This is a genomic window from Kitasatospora sp. NPDC059327 (assembly GCF_042752535.1).
Classification (GTDB): Bacteria; Actinomycetota; Actinomycetes; order Streptomycetales; family Streptomycetaceae; genus Kitasatospora.
Map to the genome: position 1 here is coordinate 219,350 of NZ_JBHYYB010000005.1, position 14,388 is coordinate 233,737.

The following is a 14,388-nucleotide window of genomic DNA, read 5'->3' on the forward strand; positions in this document are numbered from 1 at the left end:
CCCGCCACCGCGACGCCACGTCCACGAGCGACGTCACGTCCACCGATCCCGCCACCGTGGTGGGGTCGCCTCTCACCCCCGAGGAGAGGCGACCCCACCACGCTGCTTTCCGGGAGCCGCCGGGTCCGTGCCCCGGTCGTGGCCGTAGCCGCCCGGTGGTGGTCGGCGCCGTAGCCGTAGTCGGACTCGCGGCCGCCGCGCGGGTGAACCGGCCGCCCCCGTACCCCGGACGGGCGCCGCGCGACGACCGCCGATGGTAGGCATGGGCCGCATGGAGTGGTTCGCCGGCTGGTTCGCCGCACCCGAGTACGGACCGAGCCGGATGCTGGTGCAACGGCTGCTGGCCGTCGTCTACCTGACCGGTTTCACGGCCGCCGCCGCGCAGTTCCGGGCCCTGATCGGCGCCGAGGGCATGCTTCCGGTGCCCCGCTTCACCGAGCGGGTGCCGTTCCGCCGGGCGCCGAGCCTCTTCCACCTCCACTACAGCGACCGCTTCTTCGCCGCCGTGTCCTGGACCGGCGCGGGTCTCTCCGCCGCCCTGGCCGCCGGGCTGGGCGACGCCGTCCCGCTCTGGGCGTCGATGCCGCTGTGGGCGGTGCTCTGGGTGCTCTACCTGTCGATCGTCAACGTCGGCCAGACCTGGTACTCCTTCGGCTGGGAGTCCCTGCTGCTGGAAGCCGGCTTCCTCGCCGTGTTCCTCGGCAACGCGGACATCGCCCCACCGCTCCCGGTGCTCTGGCTGATGCGCTGGCTGGTCTTCCGGGTCGAGTTCGGCGCGGGACTGATCAAGCTGCGCGGCGACCGGTGCTGGCGTGACCTGACCTGTCTGCGCTACCACCACGAGACCCAGCCGATGCCCGGACCGCTCAGCTGGTTCTTCCACCACCTGCCCGCACCGCTGCACCGGGTCGAGGCCGCCGCCAACCACGTCACCCAGTTGGTGGTGCCGGTCGCCCTCTTCCTCCCGCAACCGGTCGCCTCCTGGGCCGCCGTCGTCGTCGTGGTGACCCAGCTCTGGCTGGTCGCCTCGGGCAACTTCGCCTGGCTGAACTGGCTCACCATCACCCTCGCCCTCGCCGCCGTGGACCCGGCCCGGCTCGGTCTGCCCGTCCACGCCCGGACCTACCAGGGCACCCCCGGCTGGTTCGAAGCCCTGGCGACGGCGGTGACCCTCGCCGTCGTCGGGCTGAGCTACTGGCCGGTCCGGAACATGCTCTCCCGTGAACAGGTGATGAACCGATCGTTCAACCGGCTTCATCTGGTCAACACCTACGGTGCCTTCGGCAGCGTCAGCCGGATCCGCCAGGAGGTGGTGGTCGAGGGCACCGACGAGCCCACCGTCACCCCGCGGACCGTCTGGCACGAGTACGGATTCAAGGGCAAACCCGGTGACGTACGCCGCCTTCCGCGTCAGTACGCCCCCTACCATCTGCGGCTGGACTGGATAATGTGGTTCGCCGCCCTCTCGCCCGCGTACGCCCGACCCTGGTTCCTGCCCTTCGTCGCCCGGTTGCTGGCGAACGACCCGGCCACGCTGCGGCTGCTGCGCCACAACCCGTTCCCGGACGCCCCGCCGACCCACGTCCGGGCGACGCTCCACCACTACCGTTTCACCGACTGGCACGAACTGCGGACCACCGGCGCGTGGTGGCACCGGACCGCGCCGCACGAGTACCTCGCGCCGGTCAGCCTTGACACCCTCACTCGTTCCGGTCACCGGCCGCCGCTCGGCCGCCGGAGCCGTACGGTCCCCCTGGACGGGCTGCGCCGCCGACCGCGTCACCCGCCCGGCCCCGCGCCGCACCACCCGCCCGGCCCTCCCGAGTAGCGGCCGGGCGGGCGGTGTGGCACGCCACACCGGTCCGTCGGGCGGTGGGTGCGTGCAAGGCTCGAACGGGCACCCGTATTCTTGGCCTCCACAACCGGCAGCCCGACCGCGCATCCCCCAGCCCCTCCCGCCGGGGCCTCCGTGCGCACCCGGTCCGCCGTCCCCTCGACGCCCGCCCCGCCGCAGTCGCCCAGAACCGGACCTCACATGACAGTGCTTCACTCGCGCAACGCCGACGCCGTAGACGCCAAGGCCGCCGCAGACGCCAAGGACGCCACGGACCCGGAGCAGAACCGCGGCCAGGCGGCCACGGCGGAGACCGGCCTCCGGGACGACCTCGGCCGCTACGCCGAACTCGGTGCCTTCACCCTCACCGCCGGCACCCACGCCTGGTACGCGGCCGTCGACACGGTCGCCACCCCCGAGGACGCCCGCGCCGCCTCCACCGCCCTCGCCGAGCTGCGCGGCAGCGACCTCCAGCAGACCTGGGAGGCCGTCACCGCGCTGGCCGCCGACGCCAAGATCGAGGTGCCCGGCAGCATCGCCGTCGCGGCGCTGTTCGCCGAAACGCTCCAGCGCGTCCACCAGACCTCCGCCACCCTGGTCGTCGCCGCGTACGACGCCGACCTGGACGCCCTCGCCGCCGCCACGGCCGACCGCGCCTGGCGCCGCGAGAACGGCGTCAAGCTGTCGTTCCTGCGCGCTCGCGGGCTGCGCAAGCAGGCCGCGGCCCTGGTCGTCGGAGGGCGCAAGGTCCGCCCCGAGGAACTGCACGAGGCGCTCTCCTCCGCCAAGATCGAGCGCCGGGCCTGGGCCGTCCTCGCCCCCTCGGGCGCGCTGCCCGTCCCGCCCGTCGACGGCCCGTCGGCGGAGCGGACCGCGGCGGCCTTCGAGACGATCGGCACCGGACTGCGCGACCTCGCCCGGCTGCTGCCCGAGCACGACCTGGAAGCCCTGCCGTTCCCCGAGCTCATCGACCTGGTGGAGCGCCTGGCGGCGGACGAAGGCACGCTCTACCGCCTCCCGACCATCCGCTCGCTGCGGACCACCCTGGAGGAGGCCGGGCTCACCGACCTGCTCGCCGAGCTCGCCGCCGCCCGCGCCGACCGCCGCGCCGCCGAGGCCGCCTACGGCGCCCGCCAGGCCCTGGCCGGCGGCCAGCGTGACGGGCTGACGGCGACGGAGGAGACGGTCTCCGAGGAGATCTCCGAGGAGACGACCCCCGAGGAAGCTGTCGTCGACGCCGCAACCGACGAGGAAACGGTCGTCGAAGAGGCGACCAACGAGGAAACGGTCGTCGAAGAGACGGCTGTTGAGGTCAAGGCCGAGCCCGAGAGCGAGGCCGAGCCGGTGGCCGAGCGCGTCGACTCTGCCGATGCCGATGCCGATGTGGTGGCGGAGCCGGAGGTCGCGGCGGAGGCCGAGACCGAGGCGGACGAGCCCACGGCCGAGGAGCCCGCCGAGGCCCGGCCGCTCGTTGTCTCGCTCCCGTCGCCGTCGCCCGCTGCGGACGATCTGGTGGACGCCGCTCCGGCCGGTCCGGCGCAGGCCGAGGTCGAGGTCGAGCCGACGGCGCTGGAGGACGACCGGTCGGAGGTCGTCGAGCCCGTTGTCGAGGACGCGCCGGTTGCCGAGGCGGTCGTCGAGCCGGTTGCCGAATCCGAGCCGGCCGAGCCCGTTGCCGAGGTCGAGGTCAAGGTCGAAGCATCCGCCGTGGCCGAGTCGGCCGAGGCTGTCGAGCCCGAGGCCGAGCCCGAGGCCGAGCCCGAGGCTGCCGACCCTGAGACGGCTCCGGTTGATCTGGCGGCCGGCACCGACACCGACGTCGAGGCCGCCGTTCCCGTTGTCGAGGACGCGTCGGTTGCCGAGGTGACCGCGGTCGAGGAGACCGAGCCCGAGTCGGTCGAGCCCGAGACTGTCGTCGAGTCCGAGTCCGTTGCCGAGGTGGTTGAGGAGCCGGTGGCCGTCGAGCCGGCTGTCGAGGCAGAGGCAGAGGCAGAGGCCGAGCCCGCGTCCGCGTCCGCGTCCGCGTCCGTTGAGACGGTCGTCGAGGCTGAGGCGGCGGAGGCCGTGGTGGAGGCCCCGGCCGAGGTCGTCGAGTCCGAGCCCGTTGCCGAGGTGGTCGAGGAGCCGGTGGCCGTCGAGCCGGCTGTCGAGGCCGAGCCCGAGCCCGCGTCCGAGTCCGCTGAGACGGTCATCGAGGCTGAGGCGGCGGAGGCCGTGGTGGAGGCCCCGGCCGAGGTCGTCGAGCCCGAGTCCGCGTCGGTGGTTGAGGAGCCGGTGGCCGTCGAGCCGGCTGTCGAGGCGGAGGCAGAGGCAGAGGCCGAGCCCGCGTCCGTTGAGACGGTCGTCGAGGCTGAGGCGGCGGAGGCCGTGGTGGAGGCCCCGGCCGAGGTGGCCGAGCCCGAGCCCGTTGCCGAGCCCGAGCCCGCCGTCGAGGTGGTCGAGGCCGCCGAGGCGGTTCCGGCCGGCCGGCCCGAGAAGCCCGACTTCACGCCGGGCCGTCCGGTGACCGCCTACTCGGCCGACGAACTGCTCGCCGTCGTCCGGTGGCTGGACGGGGACGGAGTCGGCCGCAGCGACGAGGAGCTGCTGCGGGCGGCGATGAAGGAGCTGGGCTTCGCCCGCCTCGGCCCGCGTATCAAGGAGGCGCTGGGCGCCGCCGTGACGGCCGCGCGCGGCTGATCCACAGCACCACCGAGGGGCCCGGTAGGGGCGGTTCGCCGTTTCCACCGGGCCCTTCGGCGTACGCGGCCGATCCTGGTCGTCGACGAGGCTCCGGTCGGTGCCGGTGCCGGTGCCGGTGCCGACCGAGAGGTGGCCGTCCTCGGCTGATGTGATCGCCGTGCCGGTACCTGGGCTCCCGCTGTCGGCCGGTCCCCGCGCCGCGCCCGCTCAGCCCCGGGCGGTTCCCGGTCGGGCCCGGGCGAGCTGTGCCGCCAGCAGCCGGGGTGCCTCCACCAACGACGGCCCGTACCAAGTCAGATGGCGCCCGCTCAGCAGGGCCGCCGGGATGCCCGGGAAGGCCTCCGGGCCGTCGTCCGCGCCGAAGCGGTACGGCTCGTCCGGGAGGACGATCAACTCTGGCTCGCAAGCGAGGAGTTCGGGCAGGGGGACGGCCGGGTAGCGGTCGGCGTGATCGGCCTGGGCCGGTTCGACGCCGAGGCGGCGGAGCAGGTCGCCGGCGAAGGTGTCGCGGCCGAGCACCATCCACGGTCGGCGCCAGATCGGGACGACGGCACGCCGGGGCGTCGGCCGGGGAGGGAGGTCCGCCCAGGCGGCCTCGGCGGCGTCCAGCCAGGTCGGGCGGGCGAGCCCGCAGCCGATGGTGAGCAGCCGGTGGAGGGAGTCGAAGGCCTGGTCCAGGGTGCGGATGTCGGTGACCCAGACGGGCAGGCCGGCGGCGCGCAGCGCGTCGAGGTCGGGGCGGCGGTTCTCCTCGTCGTTGGCGATGACGAGGTCGGGGGCGAGGGCCGTGATCCGCCGGACGTCCGGGTTCTTGGTGCCGCCGATCCTGGTGACGGCCAGGTCGGCGGGGTGGCTGCACCAGTCGGTGGCGCCGGTCAGCAGGCCGGGGGCGGTGGCGGCGACGGCTTCGGTCAGGGAGGGCACCAACGACACGACCCGTCGGACGGGGCCGGCGCCGCCCGGTACCGGCAGCCCGAGGTCGTCCACCCGGACGGCGCGCCCGAACGGGGCTTCTGACGGTGGGTCGGACGAATGGGCGCGAGGGGAGGCCATCCGGCCACCCTAACGAGTTCCACGGTGACCGGGACGGGGAGCGGGGCCGGGACGGGGTCCCGGTCGGGCCCGGGCGTGATCGAAGCGGAGCGGGTGCGGGGCGATGGTGTGGTGCCGGTCCGCCGGGTCGGCGTCCTGGCAGGATGGCGGCCATGGAACGTGTACTTGGAATCGGTGGATACTTCCTGCGGGCCGCCGACCCGGCCGCGCTGGGTGCGTGGTACCGCGACCGGCTGGGCCTGGACGCCGACGAGCACGGCCTGTGGCGTCAGGAGGCCGGGCCGACGGTGTTCGCGACCTTCGAGTCCGGGACGGACTACTTCGGGTCCCGCTCCCAGCAGGTCATGCTCAACTTCCGGGTCCGCGACCTCGACGCGATGTTCGCGCAACTGCGCGCGGGGGGCGCCGAGGTGGCCGAGGAGACGCAGGACATGGCGGGTGTCGGCCGGTTCGGCTGGGTCACCGATCCCGAGGGCAACCGGATCGAGCTGTGGCAGCCGGCCTGACCGCGTGGGCGCGCCGGGGGTGACGAGCCGCGGGTGCGCCGAGATCATCGACCGAACGCCCGGTCCGTCGACGGAAAAGTCGCGGGAACCGGGCGGGCGCGGGGGCCGACTACCTGGTCCGGGCTCGCAGGACGGGCCCGAGCACGACCATTGACCAGGAGAGTTCCATGCGCCCTCGCGTGTTCTGCGGCATCGCGGCCGCCATCGCCCTGTTCGCCACGGCCTGTGGGAGCGGCGGTGGGGGGAGCAGCGCCGGCGGCGACCGGGCCGGCGGGGGCGGGCAGGCCACCGCCGCCGGGTTCCCCGTCAAGGTGGCGGACTGCCAGGGCAGGGAGACCACCGTCCAGCAGGCGCCGAAGCGGATCGTCACCAGTAACGCCGCGAGCCTGGAGATGCTGCTCCAGCTCGGTGCGGGCGACCGGGTCGTCGGGACGGGGTTCCCGCCGGGCAAGGGCAGCCTGCCGGCCGCGTTGGCCGAGCAGGGCGCGAAGGTGCCGGTCCTGGGGGACAAGGTGATCGCCAAGGAGAAGCTGCTCGGCTCGGGCGCCGACCTCTACGTGGACACCTTCGGCGCGATGCCGATGATGGGCGGGGCGGGCGCCGGGCCCAGCGAGGAGGAGTTCGCGGCGGCGGGCATCCAGCACGTCCTGCTGCTGTCCACCGCCTGCGCGGGCACGCCGAAGGCGGCCAAGGCGCCGCGCACCGATCTCGCCGAGGTCGAGGAGGACATCCGCCGGCTCGGCGCGGTGACCGGCACGGCGGCCAGGGCCGAGGAACTGGTCTCCGGGATGGAGCGGCAGGTCGGCGAGGTCCGCACGGCGATCGCCGGCGTGCCCGCCGAGCAGCGGCCGAGCTACTTCCTGTTCGACTTCGACGCCGGCACCAAGCAGCCGATGTCGGTCTGCGGCCGGCAGGTGGCCAACGCGGTCATCACCCTGGCGGGCGCGCGCAACGTGTTCGCCGACTGCGACGCCGACTTCAAGCCGGCCTCCTGGGAGGACGTGGTCGCCAAGAACCCGGACTGGATCCAGCTCGCGGTGCGCAACCGGGGCAGTGAGCAGGAGAACCGCAAGGCCTTCGACGACGCCGAGGCCTTCCTGCGGGCCTTCCCCGCGACCCAGGGCCTGAAGGCCGTCCAGGAGGGGCACTTCCTGCGGATCGGCTCCGAGGTCACCACCATCGCCGGGGTGCGCAACGCCGACACCGTCCGGCAGATCGCGGCCACCGTCCACCCCACGCTCGTCAAGAACGGCCAGTAGACCGTGGCATCGGCCGCCGTCACCGGCAGGCGGAGCCGGACGGGGACGCTGCGCGCCGGGCCGCTGGCCGTGGTGCTCGCCCTCGCGCTGGTCGCCGCGCTGACCGCCGCCGTCTCGCTCGGGTCGGTGGACATCCCGCCGGGCGAGGTCTGGTCGGTGGTCGCCCACCGGCTCACCGGCCACCCGCCCGAGCCCGGCACCCGGGACCTCATCGTCTGGCAACTGCGCGTCCCGCGCGCCCTGCTGGCGGCGATGGTCGGGGCCGGGCTCGGCCTGGTCGGCACGGCCGTCCAGGCGCTGGTCCGCAACCCGCTCGCCGATCCCTATCTGCTCGGGATCTCCTCCGGCGCCTCGCTGGGCGCGGTCGCCGTGATCGTCCTCGGCGGCGGGCTCGGCCTGGAGTTGGCCTTCGGCAGCGCGATCGGGCTGACCATCTCGCTGGCCGCCTTCCTCGGAGCCCTGGCCGCGTTCTCCCTGGTCTGGCTGATGGCCCGGCGCGGCGGCGGGTTCTCGCCGCTGCGCCTCGTCCTGGCCGGCATCGGCATCGGCCAGTTCCTCGCCGGCTTCACCAGCTACCTCGTCCTGCAGACCAGCGACGAACAGCAGACCAGGGGTGTGCTGTTCTGGCTGATGGGCAGTCTCAGCGGCGCCGTCTGGGGCCAACTCGTCGTCCCCGCGATCGCGGTGGCGCTCGGGCTGGCGGTGCTGCAGGCCCGTGCCCGGGGGCTGAACGCGCTGCTGATGGGTGACGAGACGGCGGCCGGGCTCGGAGTGGACGTCATCCGGCTGCGTCGCGAGGTCTTCGTCGTCACCAGTGTGCTGACCGGTGTGCTGGTCGCCGTCTCGGGCGCGATCGGCTTCGTCGGGCTGATGGTGCCGCACGTCTGCCGGCTGCTGGTCGGCGGTGACCACCGCCGGTTGCTGCCGCTGTCCGCCCTCACCGGGGCGGTGCTGCTGGTGGTGGTCGACACCCTCGCCCGGACCGCCCTGGACACCCAGGAGCTGCCGATCGGGGTGGTCACCGCCCTGCTCGGCGCGCCCACCCTGCTCTTCCTGCTGGACCGACGACTGGAGCGGAATTGAGGATCGCGGTCGAGGATCTGAGTGTCACCCTGTCCGGACGGACGGTGGTGGCCGGCGTCCACCTGGTCGCCAAGGAGGGTGAGATCGCCGGGCTGGTCGGTCCGAACGGCAGCGGCAAGTCCAGCGTGCTGCGCACCGTCTACCGGCATCTGCGGCCGAGCGCCGGGCGGGTTCTGCTGGCCGGCCGGGAGCTGGCCGAGCTGACCGCCGCGCAGTCCGCCCGGCACATCGCCGCGTTGCCCCAGGAGCGTGGCGGGGACTTCGAGTTGACCGTCCGCGAGGTGGTGGCGATGGGCCGCACCCCGTACAAGCGGGCCTTCGCGGGGGACGACGCCGAGGACCACCGCCTGGTCGCGGACGCCCTGGCGCGGGTCGAGATGGCGGACGCCGCGGACCGCCGGTTCGCCCAGCTGTCCGGTGGGGAGCGCCAACGCGTGCTGCTGGCGCGGGCCCTGGCCCAGCAACCGGACGTCCTGGTGCTGGACGAGCCGACCAACCACCTGGACGTCCGGCACCAGGTCGAGTTGCTCGGCCTGCTGCGCGAGCAGCGCCGCACCACGCTGATCGCGCTGCACGACCTCAACGCGGCGGCCTCGGTCTGCGACCGGCTGCACGTCCTGCACCGCGGCGCCCTGGTGGCGTCCGGGGCGCCGCGTGACGTGCTGACCGCCGAGCTGCTCGCCGAGGTGTTCGGCGTGCGGGCGGCGGTGGTCGAACACCCGCTCACGGGTGACCCGTTGATCGCGTTCGACCACCGCACGCCCGCGTCGTCCTCGGCGGGGCCGCCGACCTGTCAGACGGTCTCGTAATGGCTCGGTCGGCCGTCACGCTCCACCAGGCGGCCGATCTGCCGGGCCTCCGCGCTGCGCAGCAACTCCCACCGCCCGTCCGGTCGGTGGAGCACCGCGGAGTGCCACGGCGTCATCCAGGCGTCGGCGGCCTCCAGCAGCCGGATGCCGAACTTCGCCACGCCGACCCGCTGCGGGTGGATGGAGAGCCGGAAGGACCGGGGGTGCTGCTCGGCGATCAGGTCGCCCCAGGCGCGGCTGCGCTGGATGACGCCGTACGCGCGCTGCCGGCAGTCCCGCTGCAGGGCGGAGCGGGTGCCGGTGAAGCCGGCGGTGTCCTCGGTGAGGAACCGGGTGATGCCGCGGTAGAGCCGCAGGGTCTCCTCGTCGGTCAGCACCTGTTCGCGCAACTCCTCCTTGCTGGGCGCGTACTGGGCGTGCACCCGGGCCCGCTTCTCGTCGAACGGCAGGTCGCCGAGGACGGCCCGCAGGTCGAAGGTGGCGAGGTGACCCAACCCCTCCTGCGTGATCATCGCGGACAGCGCGTCGGAGTACTGGTCGATGTGGTCGTCGGGAACGTGGATCAGATCGCCGAAGATGTGGCCGTCGGAGCAGATCAGGATTCGCGCGCCCGGTTCGTAGAGCGCGCCGATCCGCTCGCAGAGCCCGTCGAGGAAGGTGAGCGAGAGGCGTTCGCCCTCGTCGGGCAGATGGCTGAGCACCTTGGCGAGGTTGGGGGACTTGCAGGGGAAGCCGGGCAGGGTGAACACGATCGGGTCGCCGACGGCGACGAAGTCGGCCAACTGCTCCAGCTGGAGCGGGAAGTCGGCGGCGGTGGCGTTCACCTCGGGGTCGGAGGCGCGGCGGTGCGGCAGCAGCAGCTCCAGGATCGCGGCGCAGATCCCCGGCACGGACCGCGGGTCCGGGGCGGCCGGGCGCCGGGCGGTGCCGGGTCGGTCGGTGCCGGGTCGGGCGGGGGCGGTTCGCGCGGTGTCGGGGCAGGTGGTGCCCGGGTGGGCGGCGGTGCCGGACTGGGCGGCGGTGTCGGTCGGGGAATCGGTGGCGACGCCGGCGGGCGGCATGGTGGTCCTCCACGGGACGAACGGTGTGCGGGCTTCGGGGCAGGCGGGAGCCACGGCCCGGCGATGGGCGCCGGGCCGGTCAGCGGTGGTGCCGGGGAGCCGTGGGGGGTCAGGCCCGCTTGTCGTAGGCGACCGGGAGGCGGTTCACGCCCCGGGCGAGGACGGCGGGTACCCAGGTGAGCGCGTCGATCCCGTCGCCGTCCTCGGTGGACGGGCGCAGCCCGGGCAGCCGGGTGAGCAGGGTGGCGAGGGCGATCTGGAGTTCGAGCCGGGCCAGGGCGGCGCCGGGGCAGTAGTGGATGCCGTGGCCGAAGGCCAGGTGGGCGTTGGGGGTGCGGTCGAAGTCGAGGACGTCGGCGTCCGGGAACCGGTCCTCGTCGCGGTTGGCGGCGCAGAGCGAGACGATCACCGAGTCGCCGGCCGGGACGGTCGTCCCGTACAGGTCGCTGTCCGCGGCGAAGAAGCGCCAGGTGGTGAGCTCGAACGCGGCGTCGTGGCGCAGCAGTTCCTCCACCGCCCGGGTGAGCAGGGTGGGGTCGGAGGCGATGCCGTCCCGCAGCCGGACGAGCTGGTCGGGGTGGCGCAGCAGGGTGATCAGCATGGTGGTGATCTGGTTGGTGACGGGCTCCTGGCCGGCCACCAGCAGCTGGAACACGATCGAGTCGCGCTCCTCGGGGGTCAACTCGCCCGCGTCGCAGGCGGCGACGAGCCGGCCGAGCAGGTCCACGTCGGGCCCGGCGGGGTCGTGGGTGGCGCGCTTGTGGGCCACCACGTCGGCGATGTAGCCCTGGAGGCCACGCAGCCGGCCCTCGTAGGCCGGGCGGCCCGGGTCCTGCGGGCCGACCGGCTGGACGACCTTGCCCCAGTCGCGGTCGAAGCGGACGGCCAGCTCCGCCGGAAGTCCGATGACTTCGGCGAGGACCCGGAAGGGGTAGTGGGCCGCGAAGCCGGCCACCAGATCGGCGCCGCCGGTCTCGGGCAGCTCGTCGACCAGGGCGTCGGCGAGCTCCTGGACGCGCGGGCGCAGGGACTCCACCCGGCGCGGGGCGAAGGCGTCCAGGACGAGTCGGCGCATCCGCGTGTGCTTCGGCGGGTCCTGGTGCAGCAGGTGGACCTGGAGCTGGGAGTGCTGCGGCTCCGGCATGATCGAGGCGAGCCGGCGCCAACCCTCGTTGCCCAGGGCGTGGTTCTTGCCGAGCCGGGGGTCGTTGAGGGTCTCGTGGGCGGCCCGGTAGCCGGTCACCAGCCAGGCGGCGATCCCGCTCGGGAACCGCACCCGGTGGACCGGTCCGGCCTCGCGCATCCGCCGGTAGAGCGGATAGGGGTCGCTCTTGTACTCCGGCCCGTACAGCGGTACCGGGTCGGGGAGTTCGCCGTGTCCGAACGGGCAGCGCGGGGTGTCCGCCGGGCTGTCCGCGGTCGGATCGTGGACGGTGTCGGTCATGCGGTGGTCCTCCGGTCGGGGTTCGTGGTGCGCGTGCGACGGTGCGGCGTCAGGTGCCGGAGCGGGGGGAGCCCGCGGAGCTGTCGGCGCTCCGGGTGCTCGCGGCGCTCTCGGCGCCGGTGGAGCTCTTGGTGCCGGTACTGCCGGTACTGCCAGTGCTGCCGGTGCTGCGGGTGCTGCGGGTACTGCGGGTGGTGCGGTGGTGCAGGGCGAGGAGGGCCACGGCCGCGGTGGCGGCCAGCGTGGCGAGGACGAGCCCGGCCCGGACGGCCGCGGTGCCGGCGCCGCCGGCCAGCGCGGCTGCGGTGCCGAGGGCGGGTCCGAGGGCGAAGCCGAGGCTGCGGGAGAGCTGGACGGCGGAGCCGGCGGTGGCCAGCTGCTTCGCCGCCGCGGCGCTCATCACCAGGGCCTGCACGGGACCGCCGTTGAGGCCCATGCCGGCCCCGGCGATCGCGAGCCGCCAGGAGATGTCGGCGGGCGTCCAGCCGGCGTCCAGCGGGACGAGCAGCAGCAGACCGGTGGCGGTGACGGTGGCGCCGGTGAGCGCGGTGGGCCGGGCGCCCCAGCGGTCCGCCAGCCGGCCGCCGAAGCGGCCGGCCAGCACCATGCCGAGCGGGAACGCGAGCATGGTCAGCGCGGTGGTGGTGGCGGTGATCCCGTCGTCCCGGCGCAGGTGCTGGGCGAGCAGGTAGTGGGTGGCGGCGAAGCCGGCGGCCAAGGCCAGGACCGAGCCGTCCAGGGCGGCGACGCCGGGGGTGCGCAGGACGGCCGCGACCGGCCGTCCGCCGGGCCGGCGCAGCCAGAGCAGCACCAGCGGGGCCGCGGGCAGGGCGAGCAGCAGGAAGCCGGGCGCGTCGGGCGCGAGGGTCAGCCCGAGCAGCACGGCGGCCACCGCGGAGCCGATCAGCGCGGCGTCGCCGAGCGAGCCCCGGTCGGGCAGCCGCAGCCGCCCGCCGCGCGGGGCGTGCCGATGGGCGATCAGCAGGGCGACCAGGCAGACCGGCAGCTTGACCAGGAAGATGGCCCGCCAGCCGACGTGGTCGAGCAGCAGGCCGCCGATCACCGGACCGGTGACGGCGCCGAGCGGGCCGAGGGTGGCGGGCACGCTCATCGCGCGGCCGCGCAGCTCCGGCCGGACGGCGGTGGCGGCCAGCACCGGCATCAGCACGAACAGCACGGCGCCGAAGGCGCCCTGCGCGAGCCGGGCCGCGACCAGCCAGCCCGCCCACGGCGCGAGCGCGGCGAGCACGCTGCAGAGCGCGAAGCAGCTCACCGCCAGCAGCAGGGCGGACCGGGTGCCGACCTGGTCGAGCCAGCGCCCGGCGGGCAGCAGCAGGGCCACCAGGGGGAGTTGGTAGCCGAGGACGGCCCACTGGGCGGTGGTGGAGGAGACCCGCAGGCCCTCGGCGATGTCGGTGAGCGCCAGGTTGACGACGTTCATGTCGAGCATGGCCACGAACGAGAGCAGTCCGGCCGCCACGACCAGGATCCACCGGTCCGGCGGCTGTGCCGCGCCGTCGCCCGGCCCGCTGCGGGCCGGCGCCTGTCGCGCTGCCATGGGTTCTCCTCCGCTGCCCGGTGCCGTCGCGGACACCGCCCCGGCGGCGGGGTCCGGTACAGCAGTCGGAGCCGGCAGAGCTCCGGTTCCGAACTGGTGAAGGAATTTCCCGGTTGGCCGGAATGTGGCCGCGATGGCCGATCGTGGTCGATCTAGACCTGTTCCGACCGTCACCGATCGGGATGAGGGTCGTCCCGGGCACCGATCGATCATGCCGGTCGGCGCGCGGCCCGGCGGAAATAGCCGTGCCCGTTCCGGGGTTGCAGCCAGGCACGACGCACGGTCGCGGCAGGACCGAAAGGATCATCATGAAGATCGGCATCATCGGCGCGGGCAACATCGGCGGCAACCTCACCCGTCGGCTCACCATCCTCGGGCACGAGGTGTCCGTGGCCAACTCGCGGGGCCCGCAGACGCTGACCGCGCTCGCCGAGGAGACCGGAGCCACGCCGGTCACGGTGGGGGAGGCGGCGCGCGGCGCCGAGGTCGTGGTGGTGACGGTGCCGCTGAAGAACGTGCCGGACCTGCCCTCCGGCCTGTTCGACGGAGCGGCCGAGGGCTTCGTCGTGATCGACACCGGCAACTACTACCCGCAGCAGCGGGACGGGCGGATCGCGGCCATCGAGGAGGGGCTGCCCGAGAGCCGCTGGACGGAGCAGCACGTCGGGCACCCGGTGGTGAAGGCCTTCAACGGGACGTACGCCGAGGACCTCCTGGAGCGGCCCCGTCCGCAGGGCGCCCCCGACCGGCTCGCGCTCCCGGTGGCCGGCGACGACGAGGCCGCCAAGCGCGTGGTCCGCGCGCTGATCGACGAGCTGGGCTTCGACAGTGTGGACGCGGGCGGCCTGGACGAGTCCTGGCGGCAGCAGCCGGACACCCCCGTCTACGGACTGCGCGAGGGTGTCGACGCCGTCGTCAAGGCACTGGCCGAGGCCTCGCCCGAGCGGCCCGCGTCGTTCCGGGCCCAGGCCTGACGACCGCGGGCGCGACCGCCCCGGGTGCCTCAGGCGGCGCGATCGGTCACTCGACGCCGCGCCGACGCCGGGTCGCCCCGGCCCGCGCCGCCCTCGTCGGTCGGCGGCGCGGGCCGGGGTGTGCG

11 protein-coding genes are annotated in these 14,388 nt (G+C 74.4%); 7 read left to right on the plus strand and 4 right to left on the minus strand.

The genetic code is table 11. From position 1 onward, the window contains the following. Positions 1-262 precede the first annotated feature (262 nt). Positions 263-1,828 (plus strand): lipase maturation factor family protein, encoded by a 1,566-nt coding sequence (locus ACFXHB_RS05610; protein ID WP_380572357.1) that lies wholly within the window; start codon positions 263-265, stop codon positions 1,826-1,828. Between the two features lie 207 nt (positions 1,829-2,035). After that, positions 2,036-4,513 (plus strand): hypothetical protein, encoded by a 2,478-nt coding sequence (locus tag ACFXHB_RS05615; protein ID WP_380572359.1) that lies wholly within the window; start codon positions 2,036-2,038, stop codon positions 4,511-4,513. Between the two features lie 210 nt (positions 4,514-4,723). Here the strand turns inward: ACFXHB_RS05615 and ACFXHB_RS05620 are convergent, their stop codons facing one another. After that, positions 4,724-5,569: a helical backbone metal receptor gene (locus ACFXHB_RS05620; protein WP_380572361.1), complete on the minus strand. Its 846-nt coding sequence runs from the start codon at positions 5,567-5,569 to the stop codon at positions 4,724-4,726. A gap of 152 nt (positions 5,570-5,721) precedes the next feature. Between ACFXHB_RS05620 and ACFXHB_RS05625 the strand changes: the two genes are divergently transcribed. From ACFXHB_RS05625 to ACFXHB_RS05640, 4 genes are all read left to right on the plus strand, one after another. After that, positions 5,722-6,075 carry a VOC family protein gene (locus tag ACFXHB_RS05625; RefSeq protein WP_380572363.1) on the plus strand — a complete coding sequence of 118 codons (354 nt, stop codon included), beginning with the start codon at positions 5,722-5,724 and terminating at the stop codon, positions 6,073-6,075. Positions 6,076-6,242: 167 nt separating this feature from the next. Then, positions 6,243-7,334 (plus strand): ABC transporter substrate-binding protein, encoded by a 1,092-nt coding sequence (locus ACFXHB_RS05630; RefSeq protein WP_380572364.1) that lies wholly within the window; start codon positions 6,243-6,245, stop codon positions 7,332-7,334. A 3-nt stretch (positions 7,335-7,337) separates the two neighbouring features. Then, the gene (locus tag ACFXHB_RS05635; RefSeq protein WP_380572366.1) at positions 7,338-8,417 is read left to right on the plus strand and encodes a FecCD family ABC transporter permease; all 1,080 of its coding nucleotides are present in this window, start codon (positions 7,338-7,340) and stop codon (positions 8,415-8,417) included. Further along, positions 8,414-9,226, plus strand: coding sequence for an ABC transporter ATP-binding protein (locus tag ACFXHB_RS05640; RefSeq protein WP_380572367.1), 813 nt, complete (start codon positions 8,414-8,416; stop codon positions 9,224-9,226). The genes ACFXHB_RS05635 and ACFXHB_RS05640 overlap by 4 nt, the downstream gene beginning before the upstream one ends. Here ACFXHB_RS05640 and ACFXHB_RS05645 read toward each other — a convergent pair. The 3 genes from ACFXHB_RS05645 to ACFXHB_RS05655 form a co-directional block, all read right to left on the minus strand. After that, positions 9,211-10,287 carry an L-tyrosine/L-tryptophan isonitrile synthase family protein gene (locus ACFXHB_RS05645; RefSeq protein ID WP_380572369.1) on the minus strand — a complete coding sequence of 359 codons (1,077 nt, stop codon included), beginning with the start codon at positions 10,285-10,287 and terminating at the stop codon, positions 9,211-9,213. The genes ACFXHB_RS05640 and ACFXHB_RS05645 overlap by 16 nt on opposite strands. 109 nt (positions 10,288-10,396) lie before the next feature. Next, a complete protein-coding gene (locus ACFXHB_RS05650; RefSeq protein WP_380572370.1) occupies positions 10,397-11,731 on the minus strand; it encodes a cytochrome P450 in 1,335 nt (444 codons plus the stop codon). 49 nt (positions 11,732-11,780) lie between these two features. Continuing rightward, positions 11,781-13,289, minus strand: a complete 1,509-nt coding sequence (locus ACFXHB_RS05655; protein ID WP_380572371.1) for an MFS transporter — start codon at positions 13,287-13,289, stop codon at positions 11,781-11,783. 308 nt (positions 13,290-13,597) lie between these two features. On the opposite strand from ACFXHB_RS05655, the gene ACFXHB_RS05660 reads away from it, so the two are divergent. Then, positions 13,598-14,263: an NADPH-dependent F420 reductase gene (locus tag ACFXHB_RS05660; protein ID WP_380572372.1), complete on the plus strand. Its 666-nt coding sequence runs from the start codon at positions 13,598-13,600 to the stop codon at positions 14,261-14,263. The last annotated feature ends 125 nt before the right edge of the window (positions 14,264-14,388 follow it).